Genomic DNA, 19,787 nt, shown 5'->3' with positions numbered 1-19,787 from the left:
TATTATTATAATTATTTTTGGGAATAAACCATTTACCAAAGTGGGTTTTGTACCAAACCTTTAGCAATATTTAATTCATTTAACGGTATAGGGAATAAATACATTTTTGGAGTAAAGTTCCTAGCTTCTAGGTTAAATGGTGTATAAGTTGCCGCAGGCATTGTATTGGCGACGGTTACTCCTCTTAAGGGAGCATTAAATACTGTTGGTGCAATCATCCATCGTCTGGCATCCCATGCCCTATGATCTTCAAAGGCAAACTCAACCCTTCTTTCTCTACGTATTCTATCACGCACCTTTACTTGATTTTCAGTAGTATTCAAACCAGTTAATGCAACACCCGCCCTTGTCCTTACCCTGTCATAATAAATTTTAATGTCAGGGTTTCCTGGAGCATATTCATTAAGTGCCTCTGCGTAATTGAGAAAAACTTCTTCGATTCTAAAATATATCCAGCTATGTACGGCATTCCCTGCTCCAGTTGTTAAGTTAGTTGCTTCGTTTACATACTTCCTTAAATAATAACCAGTTTTAGTGGCATTAGGTTTAGGAGCACCGTCCAATCCACCAGTAAAGGTTTGAATAGGAACTGCCCTTGATTGGAACGACGATCCATTGGTTACCACAGTTAATGCCATTCTTGGATCACGATTGGTATATGGTGCAGCGCTATGGGCAGGATTATTCCAATCAAAATCAACCCAGGTTGTACCAATTCTTATTTCATAATCGTCTACAAGGTTTTGACTTGGAGTAATACCTCCTTGCCCTCTATCAAATCCTACTGAAAAATTAGCAAGTTCAAATTCATTATTAGCTTCGGTTCTTCTGGCAAAAATAACTCCAGTAGCATAGGGAGTAGTAAATAAGGTTCGGTAGTTAGTATTAGCAGTTAGAGCAGGTACTGCTGGCAAATCAATTACAGCTTTCGCAGCATCAGCCGCTGCTTTCCATCTAGCCATACGATCTCCTGCTGGCAAAGAAACAAGTTGAGTATTTGTAAATCCGATAGCCCATGACGGGGTATTGAACAAATCGCTGGCCGCATAAAGAAGTAACCTACTCTTTAATGTTAACGCGGCTGCCTTTGTAGCCCTGCCCTGATCTGCAGTAGCATATGCGCCAGATGAAACTGGTAAATTGGCTGCCGCTAAATCACATTCATCAGCAATAAATTTTACACATTCTTCTAAAGTGTTTCTTTTAAGGCTTGCAACATCATTCTCATTTAAAGTTTTAGTGATGATAGGAACTCCACCATAACGTTTGATGAGTTCGAAATAATAGAATGCCCTTAAAAAGCGAACTTCAAATTCCCATCTTTTTATCTCGTCTATCCTAATTTGATAATTGGCAGTACCCTTAAATATGTCCAAATTCACTTTCGCAGGATCTGCTGTCTCTATAAATAAATTAGCTCTCCTGATGCCCTGATAAAATGCACCCCAAACGTCTGCAGGATTGTTGATGGCCGTCCATGCACCTTGATTGAGAAGCTGAACACGATTTGTCTCATTTGTAAATTCTGCTTCGTCTGTAGCAGAAGCCATAGTTGCCCTATCCAGTTGTGTTAACCCATATGGAAGAGTTGAATATACGCCTGTAAGCAAGCTCTGAAGGCTGTTATAAGTAGATTCTAATTGATCTTTCGTTAGATCAGTATCTAACTCACGGTCTAGTTTTTGACATGAACCGCATACTATCAGCACAATTAGAAATATATAGTTGGTATTTTTGATCTTCATTATCGTATTTTTTAATAATATATATTCAATAACCTGTTCAACTAAAAATGTAGATTAAGCCCTAAAGAAACTGTTCTTAAAGCTGGATAACCACCCAGAGCCTCTACATCAGCCTCATCTAAATGATCTAAAGAAAATAGATTGGTACCATTGATGAATACTCTAGTTTTCTGTAAACCCAATCGCTTAAGCGTCTTTACAGGTAAGGTATATCCTATTTCTGCACTTCTCAATTTAAGATAACTTGCATCTCTTTTCCAAAATGTAGAGAAGCTATTAAAGTTGTTGGTATTATCTATTGAAGAGAGCCTTGGATAAGTTGCTGTTGATGCTGTCTCAGGAGTCCATCTTTTTAAAGCGATTTCTGAAACCTTCCCATTATTCTGAAAAGCATAATATCTATTTCCACTCAGGTTCAGGTTTATGCCGGTTACACCTTGAAAAACAAGATTTAGATCTACACCTTTATAACTTACACCAGATTGGAATGAAAATGTCCAATCGGGAAGATTATAGTTGCCTATTGGAGCACTGTCATTATCATCAATTATACCATCTGGTACGCCCAATGGCCCACCAATATCTCTGTACTTAATATCACCTGGTCTTATTACCAACCCCGTCGGGCGAGCTATTGTATTGTCGCTTACATCAGCTCCGCTAAAAAAACCAATTGCCTCTAAACCATATCCGTATCCTACTGGCATACCCGTTGTTACTCGTGCAGCATTTACCTGTGTAAGTTCATCATTAAAAACTATTTCGTTTTTATTATAAGATGCTTGTGCATTAAAGTTGAATTGTAGCTTTTTTGATTGGTTACTTTGATAAGAAATCATTGCTTCCAAACCCTTATTTTTAACCTTACCTAAATTGGTCTCTGGAACCCCATTGTAACCAACTATTAATGGTATTGTTGAATTCGGTTTATCTAGAATGTCAAACCTGTTATTTTGGAATAAGTCTACAATTAAACCAAAGCCTTTGGCAAAATTCATTTCAAACCCCACGTTTGCCTTCTTTTCCTTCTCCCAAGTAAGTTCTGGATTTGCTCTTTGACCTTCGGTTATTGCTCCTAGTTTAGATGTTCCTGTAAAAATATAACCATCAACAAATGGGTATCTTTGTGCGTAACCAAATCGTAAACCACCTATGTTTTCATTGCCAACAAAACCATAAGATCCTCTTAGTTTTAAAAATTCGATGACCTTACTACCCTTTAAAAAATCTTCATTAGATACAATCCAACCTAAAGAACCTGCTGGTGTAAATCCATAACGATTTCCCTTAGCAAAAGCATTACTTCCTTGGTATGCTGCCGAAAATTCTGCAATATACTTATCGCTATAAACGTAGGTAATTCTTGAAGAAACGCCATTTGTTTTATATGGGATATCATTGCCAGCGGCATTCGTTCCTGGATAAGCCTTATTAATTAGATAATAATCTGAATTGAAAATGGCCATTGCAGAAATGTCATGCTTATCAAAAATACGACTATAGGTTAAAGATGCTTGCAATGCGTTATTTGTCCACTGACTTTGTACACCTTCTGTACCCACTAAACTTGTGCTTTGACCAAATTGGGTTGCATTTGCCCCGGTGGAGAATCGAGTATAAGTTTTTCTTTTGTTTGATAGGCCTGAATAAAAGCTATTAAAGGAAACTGCAGCACTTGCTTTTAACCCAGGCGTTATCATATCCAATAATTGGTTAAGCCTAAATGATGCCTGTAAAGTGGTGCTATTAGATGTTGAAAAACCAGTACTTAATAAATCACCAACCGGATTACTCAAAAGGTTATTACCTGCAAATGAACCATTGCCCAAGCGCACCGGAAACGAATTTGGTGTAATTCTATCCAATAAACTTATTGTATTGTTAGTAGTTAACTCTCCTGGGTTTCTTTTATCTTCAACTGCAGCTCCTAAATTTAATATGGCTGAAAGGTTCTTGTTTAGAGAAATATCAATATTAGACCTGAAGTTTAACCGGCTATATTTTGAGTTGCTGCTCTCTTCACTTTCATCACCAAATTTCTTGTACAAACCATCTGCTAAAATCCCATTAAGTGAGGCAAAATAACGTACAACAGATGTGCCTCCTTTAAAATTTAGGTTATAATTAGATTGAGGAGCTGTGTTTCTAAATACCTCATCATACCAATTTACGTTGGCATAATTTATAGGATCTGATTTATTAGAAAATGCTTGGAGATCGTCACTGGTATATAATTCGCCTAAGCCATCGTTTCTCCTAGCTTCATTTAATAGAAAAGCATAACTGTAAGAATCCAAAAACCTGGGTAAGGACACGGGATTTTGAACACCATATTGGGCGTTAAAATTAATAGCCAAGGGCTGAATTTTACCTTTTTTGGTAGTTACCAAAATTACGCCATTTGCTGCTCTTAAACCGTAAACTGCAGTTGCGCTCGCATCTTTGAGGATGGAGATCTCTTCGATTTCCTCTGGAACCAATTGGTCATAGTCAGCCATAAATCCATCAACAATAACTAATGGTGCATTGCTAAATCCATAAGTATTGACACCTCTAATATTTAAGTTGGTGCTGCTCGCACCTGGCTCAAATCCATTCTGTCTAATAGTTAGACCCGGAAGCCTTCCGATAAGGGCATTTCCTATTCTGTTATTAAAAGCATCTCTAATTTCATCTCCGCTTATGGAAGATATTGCTCCAGTAGTATGGCTTTTTTGTTGATTGCCATAGCCAATTGGCCTAGCTGCTGTTCTAAAGTTCACCACTTCAGTTTTGGTGGCAACACTATCTTTTTGTTGCGCTTGAAGCTCATCTGTTACAGCCACAAAAACAAGCGTAGATAAGATATAATATATTGTTTTTTTAAGTTTCATTGACAAATTTTTTAGGTAATAATTGAGTACGTAATAACTAATTTGAATTAATTACCACCCTGGATTTTGTTTAAGATTTCCTTTTTGAACCTCACTAAGAACAAATGGATGCAAATAAAGCTTAGTTGGAAATGACCGGGTCATGAATACAAATGGCCTATAACTAAATGCTGTTGGATAAGGTGCTACATCATTTAATTTATTAATTACCAGCCCCCACATTGAGCCTTTTAAAACCCCATCGTTTTCAGCTTCTAACCATCTTCTGCTATTCCATAAACGATGATCTTCCATATACATTTCTATATCCCATTCGTTGTGAATTCGACTTCTAAGCGTAATTGCATTGCTCGTATTAATAGCTGGCATAGCCGAACGTAACCTGATTTTATTTACTGCATCAAGGGCAGAATTTGGAATAGCTGGCAACTGTGCAGTTAATATATTTGTTCCAGTAATATTAATTGGAGTTGCCACGCCTGGCCCTTCAAATTCATTCATTGCCTCTGCATAAGCTAAATAAAACTCGTTAAGTCTAAGAATTGGGCAATTTACTTCTAAACCAGTACCAGCATCTATACCATCATTTACAAATTTTAAGTTCCAATGCCCACCTTGGCAAGAGTTAAGTGCCGATTTAGAAGGAGTATGCTCTCCAATGGGAGTACGAACTACAGATTTATGCATACGAGCACCCGTAAATATTACTGATTGAGCAAATCTAGGATCAAGCTCAGCATATTTTTGCAACAAATCGTTACCACCTGCGTAATTCCAATCTTGCGGAAGTCCGGTAGCCCTTTTTTCATATTTGCGAACATGGTTAAAGATAATTGATGGGCCATTCCAACCCGCTCCAGAATTGGGTACAAATTCAGTTCTTGGCAATAGCATTGGAAGTGGAAATTGTCCAGCACTTTTACTACCCCAAGTCTTATTGGCAATAATAATTTCTGAGTTGTCATTTTTTTCCCAAGAATCACGATAATTACCCACCACCAAATTAACCACCGTTGGCGATATTGTATTTATTCTTTTTGCAGGATCATCAACTAAGGTATAACCTGCAGCCTGAGCCCATATCAAAACTTCTTTCGCTGCATCAGCAGCTATTTTCCATCTGTTAAGGCTATAATTGCCATATGATATCAATTTGTCATCGGTAGCATTTCCAAAACTTGAGATTGGAGTTGCTGTATTAAATAATGGGCTGGCTGCATATAGCAACGTCCTTGCTTTTACTGCTAGTGCAGCTCCTTTTTGTGCTCTTCCTTTTGTAGCTCCAGGCTGGTCGAGAGGCAAAAATCCAACTGCATCGTCACAATCTTTAACAATTGAGTTAACGCAAGCTTCAAAACTGCTTCTTTCTATCTTAGATTCTTCAAGAGATGTAACTCTTTTTAACACTAAAGGAAAGCCGCCGTAACGTTTTAATATTTCAAAGTTATTGATAGCTCTAAAAAATAGTGCTTCTCCTTTTACTTGGTTTTTGTAAGTGGCATCTGCATCTGGTACTTCATCTATTCTTTCTAATAGAATATTTGCGGTACGAATGGCTTGCCATCTTAAATAGTATCTTAAATCTTCTAGAAGAATATTTGCATTCGTAACCCCTCCATTATTCCAAGCACTTGGTGCTGCATCATTACTTTGAGAATTGATTGCTTCATCTGTAATACCTGCTAAATTAACGTAGGTAGATAGCACACCTAAAGTGGAAGTTACAGCATTAGCACCAAGGCCCATATCTGCGGGGCGCATGGCAAAAATTGATGGCATTCCCAGTTGATACATGTTAGCTACGTACTTTTCTGTCTGCACTTTGGCTGAGAAAATCACATCTTCGTTAATATCTACTCCTGGTGCCTTATCTAAAAAGTTCTTTTTACAAGATGGAAATACCAAGCAGATTAAAATGATACTAGTGATAAGTATTTTAATATTTTTTTTCATGATCATCGCAATTAAAAATTAACATTTATGCCCAAGTTTACTGTACGTACTAATCCGTAAGCTTCGGAATTGGCGGGTAAACTTGCAGACTCAGGATCTACGCCCTTAAGCATTTTGCTCCAAGTAACTAAGTTGTTCGCATTAGCGTAAATTCTCGTAGATTTCAGCCCAACTTTAGATAGGAAGGTTGGTTTGAAGGTATAACCGATCTCTACGTTTTTTAATCTTAGGTACTCTGCATTTGCAATCCAAAGTGTAGAACCTACATAGTTATTAAATCCCCTTGCGCCGTTTCCCACTCCAAAGCGGGGAAAGTTGATTGGCAAGCCCTGCTCATACCTTTCTTGGGTCCAGCTTTCAGACAAATAGTCGGCTGCCGCAGATGGATCACCATCGAAGAATGCCTGGTTTGCTCTTCTTGAATAGGGAACTGAAAAATGACCTGCACCCTGAAACAAAACAGAAAAATCGATGCCTTTCCAACTACCTCCAAAAGAAAGTGCATAAATAATTTCTGGAACAGTAGAAGAATAACCAATGGGCACAGAATCATCATTATTTATTATTCCATCACCGTTAACGTCGCGATATCTTACGTCACCTGGCTGTATTTTATTACCATCCCTAAAAGTATACTGCGGTCTATTTTGATCATTTACCTCTTCCCAGGTATTAAAAAATCCTTCTGCTATAAAACCAAAGTTCTGTCCAGAAATATGCCCAGTTCTTTGTGCATAAGCAAATGTTTGCGGCAATTCATCTTGGAAGATGATTTTATTTCTCGCAAATGAATAATTTCCCCTCACAAAATATTTGAAGTCCTTAATATTACTCCGATAATTCGCATCAATTTCAAAGCCTTTATTACTCATTTTACCAAGGTTTTCAGCAGCTGCTCCAATGCCTGTAAGGGCAGAAACTGTTCTCGGAACTGCTAAGATATTATCCCTAGTCTCCTTAAATAATTCTAGGGTAACAGTTAATTTATTATCTAAACCTATCAGGTCCATTCCAATATTTGTTTTTATGGATCTTTCCCAAGTTAAACCTGGACTGCTTGCACTGCCTTCTCTTAAGGCTTCGTAACTTGCTAGATTTTGCCCAAAAACCCCGAACCGATAACTACCATCAACCGTATACGGCCCCCTTCTTGTAAATGCAGGATCTCTATATAGAAATCTGCTATTTGGATCTCTTAAAAAATTTGCACTTAGCTGATCATTTCCAACTTCACCATAAGATCCCCTTATTTTAATGAAATTTATGACTTTGTTTTTTGGAAAGAATTTTTCCTCACTAGGTACCCAGCCAATCGAATATGCTGGAAAAAAACCAAATCTTTCCTCAGGTGCAAAGTTTTCTGTCCCATAATAAGATGAACTTATTTCGGCTAGATAGCGACCTTTATAATCGTAAACTAATCGACCAACATAACTTTGGTAAGAATTAGGCACCAAATAAGCAAAATCTTTGTTTGTAGACTTTATTTGATTATAAAGTAGCAAACCGCTAACGGTATGTCCATTAAATGTGCGTTTATAATCTAATGCAAACTCACCTGTTATCCTTCTATTTCTTTCAGGATCTGTAGGATTATAAATAAAGGGTTGATTATCGGCCAATTGACGAAAATCTACTGTCCCGTCAGGATTTTTTATCGCCCTATAGGTAACAAAGGCCCTAGAGTACTCACTTAATTTACGATTGGAATTTTGATACGCAATTAATGCGTGAGTAGTTAAGCCCTTGGTAATGAAATCTAAGTCATGGTCTAAACGTAAACTACCATTTAGTAAATTCCTTACATCATTTTTATAACCTACCGAATATAGCGTTGTTAGCGGACTTCCAAACCCCTCAAATAAAACTATTTTTCCATCAACAACTCCAGGAGATAGATTTGGGGCTGCTCCATTTAAAAAGTTCATGATGGAATTGGTATTGGCATTATTTCCTGACCTGTTCTCGATTATGCTTGACAAATCTAATGAGGCACGGAAACGTTTACTGATGGTATAATCTAAATTCGACCTGAAATTATAACGTTTGTACTGAATTTGTGGATCATAGTCTGCGGTTACCCCTGCATCATCAAACAGGCCTTCCTGATTGAACAGCCCGGCAGATATCGCATATTTTATTTTCTCTGAACCACCTCTAACGGACAAATTATGTTGGCGTTGTTGTGAAACATCCTTTACCATCAGATCATACCAGTTTATATTTGGAAAAAATATTGGATCCTCACCAGACTTATACTTTGCCAGATCACTGTCTGAATATCGCGGAGTATATATGCTATTGCTAACATAGGCATCGTTTTTAAGCGCTTGGTTAAATGAACTCGCAAACTCAAAGCTTTCCATCTTTTCAGGAGTTGCAGTAAAACTGTTAAAAGCATTTTGGAAAGTATAACTGATGGTAGGGGTACCCAATTTTCCTCTTTTGGTAGTTACCAAAATCACACCATTTGCACCTCTTACTCCGTAAACAGCAGTAGAGGAAGCATCTTTAAGTATAGTAACTCCCTCAATCTCATTTGGGTCGATACTGTTGTAGTTATCTACCTGTATACCATCTACCAGCACCAGCGGAGCAGAGCTCCCTGTAAAAGTAGCTACTCCTCGAATAAAGATTTGAGAATTATCTGCACCAGGCTCACCACTTGGCTGAACAGCAAATAACCCAGGCAAACGGCCCGCCAATGAGTTACTGATATTTGCAACTGGTGATTGCGTAAGATCTTTAGTAGAAATAGATGACTGCGCACCCACGCTCGTTACTTTTTTCTGTGTACCATAACCTACATTGATCGTTACCTCTTTTAAATCGTTGCTGCTTTCTTGTAGTATAATGGTTAAAGTTTGTGAGTTACCTACAGTTACTTCCTGTTGGTTGAATCCAATTGTGGTTATCACCAGTATTGCATTGTTATCAGGCACTTTAATGGAAAATTTGCCATTGTTATCCGTGGCCACACTCACATTTGTACCTTTTACTTTAACGCCTGCTCCAGGTATACCAACACCGTCTGTACCCTTTACTGTTCCAGTGATAATTTTATCTTTTACAATATTGTTTAATAAAAGAATGGTTTTAACATTCAAATTGTTAGTCACTGCAATTGATCTGGAATCATTTTTTATCTCATTCGCCCAAAGTGTATTTACCCAAAGTAGGCAAAAGCACATTTGTAAGAACATTATTTTCAAAGTATACTTGGCTTGTGAAAATTTGTTTCGTTCTAATTTCATATTTCGGTTAATTGTGTCTTAAATGGAAAATATTATAATTACTTGCTGATCAATCAGTAAGTGATGTGGATTTTAATCCAATAGACTTATTTAATGCTTTTGTAAAATTCATCATCGTTTTTATTTGGTTAAGGATTAATATCTGGTTAGTTACTTTTTTACTAATTCACTTCATAAGCGCCACAATCTACAGTGCTACCCTTTGGACGAGCAACACCTAATATATCTTTAGGAGCAAATAATGTTTGTGTACCAGCATTAATTGCTGGACTGGTTAGCTGTAGCGAGAAATTGGCAACTGCCGGATTGGTAGACAAATTAACAAACTGTGGATTTGCTGTTTTGTCATTTGTTCCATTTCTAAATGAGGCACCAAAATATATGTTAAAATCATAAACCGCAGATGCATCATTTAAGTTGCAACTACCAACTTTACCATTTACTTGATCAAGTGTTGTACGGGCATACATAATGTTATTATAGATTTTCACATCCAAACCACTTTGTGAATCAATCTCTGGATAACCTACAATTAGGCCATTATTGTAGGCTGTATTATTGATGATATCTACTCTAGCAGCTTGAAACGCATGAATGCCACCTCCACCATTATTGTACGAGATGTTATTTTCTACTAAAGTTCTACCAGTATAAATTGGAGTGCCTTGTGTGCCATTATTCGCATCTATGATAATCCCATTGCCATCTGATAAACGATCATTCCCACTTGCGGTTCTCCAATTTACCATCGTTTTATTATTGTAACAGGTATTTCCACGCACAATCATTTTATAGGTAGTAACAGCATCAATTGGTTTGGGAGCTAGAATACTAATTCCACTTGTAGCATACATGGTGTACCATGAATTATTGTATACTGTATTACCTTCTATGGTTACATAATCAGCTCCACCTACGCCTATTCCACCTCCTGGAAAGTCATGCACTTTACAATTTTTAATGGTTATATGATGTACATTTTTAGTGCTCGCTACTGAGATACCGTTGGTGTTCCAATTGGCGTTAAATACTGGAGTTGCTGCTCTAGATTGTAAATAAGAATTTTGGGCATCAGCCAAGGTGAGATTTGCATTATTACCTTGTAATTCTATGTCCTCAATATTGATAAAAGATGCATCAACTACGATAGCATTCCAAACATTGCCAGAAGCCAGCAATTTAGGAGCATGCCCTGAATAGGCTTTATAAGTAATATACTTGCCTTCCTCGCCAGACCTTAAAATATTAATTAAAGGGCCATTGGTAGAAATATAATTACCATTCATGATTAACACCACATCTCCGGGATTGGTTAATTCTGATGCCTTTGCAATTGTCTTAAAAGGACTTGTTAAAGACAATCCTAGGTTAGTATCTGAGCCGGATAAATCCGATACATAATAAGTCTTTGCCGCAGTACTCTTGGTTAGTCCTCCTGGACCAGGATCGAGCGTTAACGTATCTCTTTCGCAACCCATTGAAAGAATAACGAAGAGGCAAATAATTAAGTTTGTGTAAAGTTTGTTCATATCAGCTTATATTTTGGTTATTTATTTGGTTGCTAAATTTGCCAATCTGGCTTTAGATTATGATTTTAGCTTATCATCAATCTTACTTGATAGGAAATTAAAAATACCCCCCGTTTTCAGTTATTTCATGTATAGTTTTACCCTCATGTACCCATCCAAAAATTTTCTTCTCGTTTTCTATAATCTGTTCAGCCCTTAGCAAAACATCATACGCTATATCCCTTGGCACCACAAGTACCCCATCAATGTCACCCATTACAATGTCGCCAGGTTTAATGGTAACATCTGCTATTTGTAGCGTAACCTGATAATGTGTAATCAAACAACGACCAAGGCTGCCATTAGAAATTCTGTATTTATAGAACACAGGAAAATCTGCTTCCAAAATTTGGTGAGTATCCCTAATTCCTCCATCTATACAAGCAGCCTTTACTTTTTTACCTTTGGCAGTAGCTGTCATTACCCCACCCCAAAGTGTAGCTTTAGCATCGTTGGTGGTATCCCAGATCACAAAACTGTCTTCATGCATTGCATCAAGCATTTGTGTTCTAAATTCCATCTCACCACTTACAATTGCATTTGGTGCACTCTTCACTGTAAAAGCTATCCCTGCTATGGTTCTATATTCTCTCAGTGGAATAATATGACCTGGAAGCGCCTGATTTAGGAGACAAAATTCGCGTAGTACATCATTAATTGCACCTGTGTACAATTGTTCAAACCTGCTTAACAATTCTTTATCAGAAATTGGAAATTCGACATTTGATTTTCCTTCTCGGAATTCGATTAAACCTTCTAGATTCATCATTCCTACTTCTTTCTTATACTGATCAACACTCATAATCTGTTTTATATATACGTTTCAGTTTCTTTAATATTTAATGCATCCATGATGCCCTTCATATAACCAATGCCAAAAAGATTACCTTTCATTTCGTAACCATGTTGCTGGTTGCTTTCGCCTGCCATGGTTGGCACGTGGTCTGAACGAATGGGCCCGTTAAAATCAATAGCCGAATAGGCTTTATACATATCAACCATATCTGTAGGGCCATTATCATGGAAGGTTTCTCTAAAATTTGATGCTGTCCCTCTTACGTCGCGAATATGGACGAAGAAAATCTTTCCTTTATTTCCAAATTCATGAATTAAACCTTTTACATCTTCACCCATTGTGGCATAAGTTCCTTGGCAAAAAGTAAGTCCATGTGATGGGCTATCGGATAAGGCCAAGGCTTTGCGAATCGATTCAGCATTTATAAATATCCTGTCTATTCCTTGAAGTACTGGAACTGGTGGGTCATCTGGATGAAGTGCCATTTTAACCCCGGCCTTTTCAGCGGCGGGTAAAACCCTGGAAAGAAAATAGGTATAGTTGTCCCAAATTTTGTCGGCAGCCACAGTACCATATTTTGTCAATGGCAATTTATCTGCTTCTAAGGAACTAAAACCTGAAACCAACGCCCCGGCTCGTTCTTCTAAATTTTTATTGGTTCTAAACCAACCTGTAGCCATAAAATTGTAACAGAGCAAACCGATTCCTAATTTTCCCATATTTTCAAGCATCAGAATATATTTCTCAATATCTTCTTCATAGCCTTCTAAACCCAACTTAATTCTAATCATATCAAATTGGTCACCTTCAAAACCAATTAATTTTAACCCATTTAGCTCAAATGTTTCCTTAGATTTTTTTAATGAGGCAAAGTCCCATGGCGGCAAACTACCGGTAAGCTCTGGTGCTAATTTTACGATGGCGTTTGTGATACCCATCTGTTTAGCCAGAACCCATTTTTCATCGGGCTGATTTCCAAAAAATAAGAAACTTAATTTCATCTGTGTACAACTATGTTGTTGGTTTATTTAAAATTTTTAATGCTTTTTTATCAAGTGCCCTTTTATTATTAAACGACCACATTACCAAGGAAAGAACTATACAAATTATTCCTGCAATAAAAGATGACATTCCACTTTTATTGTTTAGCGATGGCACACTCATTCCCATAAATAAAAGTCCGACCACCAAAAGGGCAATGGCGTACAATCGGTTCATAGAGCGTTGGAAACTCCAGTCTTCAATTGGTTTTTGGTCTTCTGTTAATGGTGTGTTTATCTTTATAAAAAATGCTTTAACACGTTGCACATATCCAACGTCATTGCTCTTTTTAATTCCAGAAACCAAGAATACAGTAACACAAACAATAATTTCTATCAATGTACCTTGCTCCCAACTAAGGGTACTTGTTGAATTCAAAATCAGGCCGGTAATAACCCCAACAATAACTGTTGCAATTGCGCCAACTGGACTTGGACGTTTTAATATTACGCCCAATATTAATGGTATTGTCATTGGGAGGGCGAATAAACCCGTAAATAGCTTGTTGGCCTCAAAGGCACCACCAAAGCCGCCAACGAATAACGCACCCACGGTAATCAAGGCACCTAAAAAAAGCGTCATACTTCTACCAACCCATAAGAGTTGCTGGTCGGTGGCATTGGGTTTAAATACCCTTTGGTAAATATCTTTGGTAAGCACACCAGCAGTCACATTATACTCTCCACTGAGCACACTCATGGTTGCCGCAAACATAGCCGCTACCATTAAACCCATAATTCCCTGGGGAAGGAGTTTTAGACAAATACTTACATAAGCCATCTCTGGATTTTGTAGATCTGGAATGATTTGTTTTGCTACTATAGATGGAAACAGAAAAATAAAAGGGAAAATAAAGAAAAATGCGGCGCTTAATAATGCTTGTTTCTTACCGGCCTTCTCATCCTTTACACTGTAAAAACGTTGTATAAAGGTCCAATTTCCACTGTATTTAATTAAGATCATTAAATAATATACCATAATGTAAATGGGTATTCCCTTGGGCCCATTAAACCAGTGAAACTGATTTGGCATTTTACTAATGATCTGACTTAAACCCCCTCCAGCTTCTATGGTAAGTGGTAACAAGATAAGTGTTGCCACAATTAGAATTACAAATTGGACAACATCAGTAATTACTACCGCCCAAAGCCCACCAGCAATGGTATATAATGCAACAATGATTCCACAGGTTAATATGGACACCTCTAAACTTACTCCAGTGGCGGCATTTACAAACAAGGCTAAAGCATAGAGCCTTACCATGTTATCTAAAATTTTAAATGCAACACCAGACCAAGAGAAAATTTGCCTTACCAATGGACTAAAACGAGTTTCCAGATACTCCATGGGCGTAATAATTCCGGCACGCCTCCATTTTTTAGCAAAAACAAATGCACCTACTAAAGCAGGAACCACCGTACTCCATATAAGTGTTACGGCAATCATACCATCTGTATATGCAATGCCAGCGTAGGCAACAAATATAAACGTGCTAAACTTTGTCATGAAGTTACTAATGGCACCAGAAACCCATGGAATGGCATTTCCACCTTTAAAGTAATCACTTACATTCTTCACAAACTTCCCCAGAAACAGGCCTATTCCTGCCATCAACAACATATAGATGATGACAGCTAAATAGTCAAGATTTTGTAGACTTTTCATATTTGGTTATAAGTATTAGGCAATACTAAAAAATTGACTATCACAAATTTATATTAACAAGGCCATAACATATTTCATTTAATTTGCCAACATTGATACAATATTTGCATGAAGCTCCTTTAATTAATTATTTTGTGTTAAAATCGAGCATCAAATCAATACTTCTAATTTACTTATTTCTTAGTAAGAAGCATATCCTTTAAATCTGCAATAAAAACACTTCTCGTTCCTCGGTGAGTACCGTTATAAATTACATATCTTCCAGATCTATCCCATGCTGGATGAGCATCAACCCTAAACTCATAATCCTTAATGGGTGGCAACTCAGCTCCAGCAACTAGTTTTTCCGTTTGATTTTTAATATCGATTAAACGAACAGGAGAAGTTCCTTCTTTTAAAGGCATTTCTCCTGCATAGGCATCAGTTATTACAAATGGTAATCCTTTGGGATTGAATGAAGGATGGCCACTACCGGGAGAATAGACGGATTTTAGCTCCGTTCCATCAAACTTTACAGTAATAATTTCAAGTCCTGGTTTTCCATCTATGTTTAAATTCATAGACAAATGAGTGCCATTAGGCATCCAATTAACATGGTGACCACCTTTTCCCCACTGCTCAGGGGTTATAGCTGTGTACAAATCTGATCCATCAGCATTCATTGTAATTACGGCTCTCTTTCTTTCGCCTCCACCCTTTGGCGACCACTGAATGGTAGTAAGCAACTTGGTTCCTTGCAAATTCCACTTCACTTGAAAACAATAGAACTCAAAATCTTGAGGGTTTTCAATTTTAATAGATGGGCGTGTTTGTTCGTAAATTTGATTGATGGATACAATTCGCTTACTTGTATTGCTGGCAACATCAGTAACAATAATTCCATCATCAAATACTGGCCCATAATTGCGTGAATTTTTCTCTTTGGGAATGACAACACCATAACCAACTTGTGCGTAGGTAGACTTAACAAGGTTATAAGTTGCCAGTTTTTTACCATCTTGCGATACCATAAAAACTGTGCTTGACATTCGCTTTGCAACTTTTGTAAATGGATTTAGGCAAATAGCATAAGCTTGCCATGTTAAAGGATCAACATCATTAAAGTACAGTTCATTATCGGTGGCGCCCCATTGTACATTTGCAGCTAACTGCATTTCCCATCCTCTAGACTTGGCAATTACTTTTTCTTTTCCTGTCTTGAGGTCGATTAAAATTACCTCTCCCGCATCACCAGCCATTGGCGAATGATCTTCATAAGGAAAGCGGAATAAAGCGATATATTTTCCAGATGGGCTAATAGGCGCAGTATCAAAGAATCGATGAATTACCCTACCTGTACTAATCATTTTAATATTCTTGGGTAATGTTTGCGCTTGCGTAAATGAGCCAATTAATGTAAACAGGAAGATTTTGATCAGTATTTTCATTTTCTTGGTTGCTATATCCCTGCTGATGCTAAAAATCCGCCATCAACAGAAATGGTTACGCCAGTTACAAAGCCCGAGGCTTCGTCATCTAACAGGTATTTCATTGTGCCAATTAATTGAGGGGCTTTGCCAAAGTTTTTCATTGGCGTAAGGTTAATTATCGAAGCTCCCCTTTCAGTAAAACCACCTTCGGGCGTAGTTAGCAACTTCGTACTGCGCTCATTTAAAAAAAAACCTGGTGCAATTGCATTTACACGAACATTTGCTGGAGCTAAATATGCACCCAGCCATTGCGTAAAATTAACCATTCCTGCTTTTGCAAAAGCATAGGCCCCAACACGAGATAACGCCCTAAAACTACTCATTGATGCGATATTGATAATTGAACCTCCACCATTTTTGGCCATAACTTTACCAAAAACAAAGGATGGAATGATAGAACCCATCGAATTGGTTTTAATAACCTCAAAAAAGCGGTTCATATCTAAATTGAAAAACCCCCTAAAGTCTGGCATTGGGTCTTCTAATTCTTTTGGATCAAATTGATTAATTGTAGTAATTGCTTCACTTTGGTTGCCACCGGCACCATTGATTAAAATAGATACCTCTCCTAGTTGAGCCAATATTTTCTCTTGTGCAAGTTCAACCGCATTTTGATCAGTTACATCGGTGCTGATTGAAATGGCTATACCTCCTTTGCTTATAATTTCCTCTTCTACCACCTTAAGCTTGTTGATATCTCGTCCAATCAAAGCAACCTTGATTCCCATTGCGGCAAGTGATTTTGCCATTTCAGAACAAAGTGTTCCTCCGGCACCTGTAACTACAGCAACTATATTTTTCGTATCCTTCATTTTTATATTTGTCCTTTTGTAACTAAATTTTTGGCATTTGTATAGCAAACATCCGTTACTAGTGTTGCTAACACTTCAAAATCAGCTGGTAATATTCCTTTATCTACCCAATCTCCAATTAAATGGCAGAGAATCCTTCTGAAATAATAATGTCTCGAAAGTGACAGAAAGCTTCTGGAATCACTTGTCATTCCTATAAATGAACTCAATAAACCATAGCTAGAAATTGCAATTATCTGCTTTTTAATCCCATCATAATGATCGTTAAACCACCATGCTGGCCCAAATTGTATCTTACCCCTTACCCCATCTTCCGCAAATGAGCCTGTAAGTGTTGCCATTCTTTCGTTATCTGTTGGATTTAATGTATATAATATAGTTCTTGGTAAATGCCCTGCTGTTTCTAATGAATCAAGAAAACCACAAAGACTTTCTATATTTAATGGATCTCCGAGGGTAGCGAAACCTCCAAATTTAGAGGCGATATTTTTTAACCTTGAACTAGTTGACCGCTGGGCACCCAAATGTAATTGCATGGTAAGTTTACGTTTTCCATATTCAACGCCCAAGAAACTTAGCGTATTAGATTTTAATGCAAGAATTTCTTCTCGTGTTAAGGTTACATTAGATAATACGCTTAAAAAAATCTCTTCGGCTACCTTATCAGTTGTATTAGAAAATAAGAAACCAGAATCTAATCCATGGTCTGATAACGAACATCCCGCTTCTTGAAAATAATCTAATCTTTTTTTAACCGCCTCTTGGAATGTTTTAAGATCTGTTATTTTTATGTTTGTTAATTCCTCTAACTTTTTAAGCCATTGTAAATAGCCTTCTGTTCCGAAAGCCAGTATTGAGTCGCTTCTTAATGATGGCAACACCGTAATTTTACTTTCACGGTTAGAAATTGTGCGATGCGCCTCCAATGGATCTAACAAATCATCAGATGTACATAAAATTTCGCTATTCCATTTATTCAATATTTCAATTACACTAAAGCCTTCTACGCCCAACAGGGCATTACATTCATCCCAAATTTTTAAAGGATCATCATTCAACAAATCTATTCCAGGGCCAAAAATGTCCTTTATTTCTAGTTGCGACCAATGATAAAGTGGATTGCCCAATGTTTTTGGATAAGTTCGCATCCATGCTAAAAACTTCTCTTCATCAGTTCCGTTACCAGTTATAAAATTTTCTGAAACGCCATTAATCCTCATCAGCCTATGCTTATATTGATCATCTCTTATCCATAGTTCTGTAATGTTTTTAAACCTTCGGTTTTCCAACATCATTTCCGGACTTAAGTGATTATGATAATCTATTATAGGCAGTTTGCATGCAACTTGGTTGTAAAGTGTTTTGGCTATATGATTATTCAATAGAAAATCTTCGGCTAGTGGTGAAGTAATTTCTTTTAAATCCGAATGGTTTGTGTTTAGCATGATCAGAAAAGATAGGTTGCTATTGATGTATAGATAATTTGGTTAGTGAATGCAGTATTATTAATACTTGATTAAAAAATTAAGCGATTAACAATCAAATGTATTCTTTATTAAATGTTTTAGATTTCATTTTTTTTGCAAAGAATTGAACTGTATTTGCGAGCATCCACTTAAATTATTAATAAATTTTTTCCAATAAGCCATAAGCAAATGTATATATGATAAAATTGAACTATATTGCAGAGAACTAACCAAATTATTATTTTTAGGGCATAAATATTATGGAACCAAAATTTTTGCAGAAAAATACCAGGTCTGCAGAACATTCATTCTTTTGTAAATATGCCGAGGTTCCCCATACTTACGACCAATTTCATTACCATAAGGAATATGAGTTGCTATACACGCTGGAAAATAAAGGGACAAGATTTATTGGTGACAGTGTTGAGTCTTTTACTTTTAAAGACCTGGTCTTAATTGGGCCCGGGTTACCACATTATTGGCAAAGTGACAAGGAATATTACGAAGAAAATCCTCTTTTAACAGCAAAAGTAGTATTGGTACATTTTGAGATTGATTTTGTGGGCAATGATTTTTTCAATGTTCCAGAAATGAAAAGTGTAAATGAGATGTTGTCGAAGGCAAATCGTGGAATTCATTTCAGAGCTGAACACGCCATTCAATTAGAGCCTATCATTACAGGTTTAATTGCTCATAAAGGGTGGAGACAAGTTATTGACTTGATAGAAATTCTGTGTGAGATGGCAGAGAAGCCTTATACGTTGTTAGCCTCAGAGGGATTTTCTGAATCATATCACGGATCAAATAACGAGGAAAGGATAACCGGTATTTATAATTACATGATTAAAAACCACGATACAAACATTTCCTTAAACAATATTGCAAATTATGCCAATATGAACCCCGCAGCATTTTGCCGTTATTTTAAAAAGGCCACCTCTAAAACCTTTTCAGATAGCTTAAATGATATTAGGGTTGGGATTGCTTGTAAAAAACTAATTAATACTGAATTAAGCATTGCAGAAATAGGCTATGCTTGTGGCTACCAAAGTATTTCTTACTTTAATAGGCAGTTTAAAAAAGTAAAAAGAATCAATCCGTCAGAATATAGAATGAAATACTTGGTTAATAAGCATTGATTACTT

General features: G+C 37.0%; 12 protein-coding genes. 1 reads left to right on the top strand and 11 read right to left on the bottom strand.

The genetic code is table 11. The annotated features are described in order from the left end of the window. Positions 1–32: 32 nt before the first annotated feature. From EZ456_RS06675 to uxaC, 11 genes are all read right to left on the bottom strand, one after another. Positions 33–1,745: a RagB/SusD family nutrient uptake outer membrane protein gene (locus EZ456_RS06675; protein WP_131528514.1), complete on the bottom strand. Its 1,713-nt coding sequence runs from the start codon at positions 1,743–1,745 to the stop codon at positions 33–35. Positions 1,746–1,786: 41 nt separating this feature from the next. Beyond that, positions 1,787–4,618 carry a SusC/RagA family TonB-linked outer membrane protein gene (locus tag EZ456_RS06670; RefSeq protein WP_131528512.1) on the bottom strand — a complete coding sequence of 944 codons (2,832 nt, stop codon included), beginning with the start codon at positions 4,616–4,618 and terminating at the stop codon, positions 1,787–1,789. 51 nt (positions 4,619–4,669) lie between these two features. Beyond that, complete coding sequence (locus EZ456_RS06665) at positions 4,670–6,571, bottom strand: RagB/SusD family nutrient uptake outer membrane protein (RefSeq protein WP_165501262.1); 1,902 nt, start codon at positions 6,569–6,571, stop codon at positions 4,670–4,672. A gap of 11 nt (positions 6,572–6,582) precedes the next feature. Beyond that, positions 6,583–9,825, bottom strand: coding sequence for a SusC/RagA family TonB-linked outer membrane protein (locus EZ456_RS06660; RefSeq protein WP_131528508.1), 3,243 nt, complete (start codon positions 9,823–9,825; stop codon positions 6,583–6,585). Positions 9,826–9,986: 161 nt separating this feature from the next. Beyond that, on the bottom strand, positions 9,987–11,354 hold the full coding sequence (locus EZ456_RS06655) for a right-handed parallel beta-helix repeat-containing protein (protein WP_205945039.1): 1,368 nt from the start codon (positions 11,352–11,354) through the stop codon (positions 9,987–9,989). A gap of 97 nt (positions 11,355–11,451) precedes the next feature. Then, a complete protein-coding gene (locus tag EZ456_RS06650) occupies positions 11,452–12,195 on the bottom strand; it encodes an RraA family protein (protein WP_131528506.1) in 744 nt (247 codons plus the stop codon). An 8-nt stretch (positions 12,196–12,203) separates the two neighbouring features. Further along, on the bottom strand, positions 12,204–13,190 hold the full coding sequence (locus EZ456_RS06645; protein WP_131528505.1) for a mannonate dehydratase: 987 nt from the start codon (positions 13,188–13,190) through the stop codon (positions 12,204–12,206). Between the two features lie 10 nt (positions 13,191–13,200). Further along, positions 13,201–14,895: a sodium:solute symporter family transporter gene (locus EZ456_RS06640; protein WP_131528504.1), complete on the bottom strand. Its 1,695-nt coding sequence runs from the start codon at positions 14,893–14,895 to the stop codon at positions 13,201–13,203. Between the two features lie 173 nt (positions 14,896–15,068). Continuing rightward, a complete protein-coding gene (locus EZ456_RS06635; protein ID WP_131528503.1) occupies positions 15,069–16,322 on the bottom strand; it encodes a TolB-like translocation protein in 1,254 nt (417 codons plus the stop codon). Positions 16,323–16,333: 11 nt separating this feature from the next. Next, a complete protein-coding gene (locus tag EZ456_RS06630) occupies positions 16,334–17,176 on the bottom strand; it encodes an SDR family NAD(P)-dependent oxidoreductase (protein ID WP_131528502.1) in 843 nt (280 codons plus the stop codon). 2 nt (positions 17,177–17,178) lie between these two features. After that, entirely contained in the window at positions 17,179–18,621 is a 1,443-nt protein-coding gene (gene uxaC / locus EZ456_RS06625; RefSeq protein ID WP_131528501.1) for a glucuronate isomerase, read from the bottom strand. A gap of 281 nt (positions 18,622–18,902) precedes the next feature. On the opposite strand from uxaC, the gene EZ456_RS06620 reads away from it, so the two are divergent. Further along, on the top strand, positions 18,903–19,781 hold the full coding sequence (locus EZ456_RS06620; protein WP_131528500.1) for an AraC family transcriptional regulator: 879 nt from the start codon (positions 18,903–18,905) through the stop codon (positions 19,779–19,781). Positions 19,782–19,787: the final 6 nt, after the last annotated feature.

The sequence above is a fragment of the Pedobacter psychrodurus genome (genome assembly GCF_004331735.1).
Classification (GTDB): Bacteria; Bacteroidota; Bacteroidia; order Sphingobacteriales; family Sphingobacteriaceae; genus Pedobacter; species Pedobacter psychrodurus.
This window is presented reverse-complemented; position numbering and strand designations above follow the sequence as displayed.

What these genes read in the sequence shown, in the direction of transcription:
- EZ456_RS06675 (WP_131528514.1), bottom strand. Translation starts at nt 1,745, where the DNA reads ATGAAGATCAAAAATACCAACTATATATTTCTAATTGTGCTGATAGTA.
- EZ456_RS06670 (WP_131528512.1), bottom strand. Translation starts at nt 4,618, where the DNA reads ATGAAACTTAAAAAAACAATATATTATATCTTATCTACGCTTGTTTTT.
- EZ456_RS06665 (WP_165501262.1), bottom strand. Translation starts at nt 6,571, where the DNA reads ATGAAAAAAAATATTAAAATACTTATCACTAGTATCATTTTAATCTGC.
- EZ456_RS06660 (WP_131528508.1), bottom strand. Translation starts at nt 9,825, where the DNA reads ATGAAATTAGAACGAAACAAATTTTCACAAGCCAAGTATACTTTGAAA.
- EZ456_RS06655 (WP_205945039.1), bottom strand. Translation starts at nt 11,354, where the DNA reads ATGAACAAACTTTACACAAACTTAATTATTTGCCTCTTCGTTATTCTT.
- EZ456_RS06650 (WP_131528506.1), bottom strand. Translation starts at nt 12,195, where the DNA reads ATGAGTGTTGATCAGTATAAGAAAGAAGTAGGAATGATGAATCTAGAA.
- EZ456_RS06645 (WP_131528505.1), bottom strand. Translation starts at nt 13,190, where the DNA reads ATGAAATTAAGTTTCTTATTTTTTGGAAATCAGCCCGATGAAAAATGG.
- EZ456_RS06640 (WP_131528504.1), bottom strand. Translation starts at nt 14,895, where the DNA reads ATGAAAAGTCTACAAAATCTTGACTATTTAGCTGTCATCATCTATATG.
- EZ456_RS06635 (WP_131528503.1), bottom strand. Translation starts at nt 16,322, where the DNA reads ATGAAAATACTGATCAAAATCTTCCTGTTTACATTAATTGGCTCATTT.
- EZ456_RS06630 (WP_131528502.1), bottom strand. Translation starts at nt 17,176, where the DNA reads ATGAAGGATACGAAAAATATAGTTGCTGTAGTTACAGGTGCCGGAGGA.
- uxaC (WP_131528501.1), bottom strand. Translation starts at nt 18,621, where the DNA reads ATGCTAAACACAAACCATTCGGATTTAAAAGAAATTACTTCACCACTA.
- EZ456_RS06620 (WP_131528500.1), top strand. Translation starts at nt 18,903, where the DNA reads ATGGAACCAAAATTTTTGCAGAAAAATACCAGGTCTGCAGAACATTCA.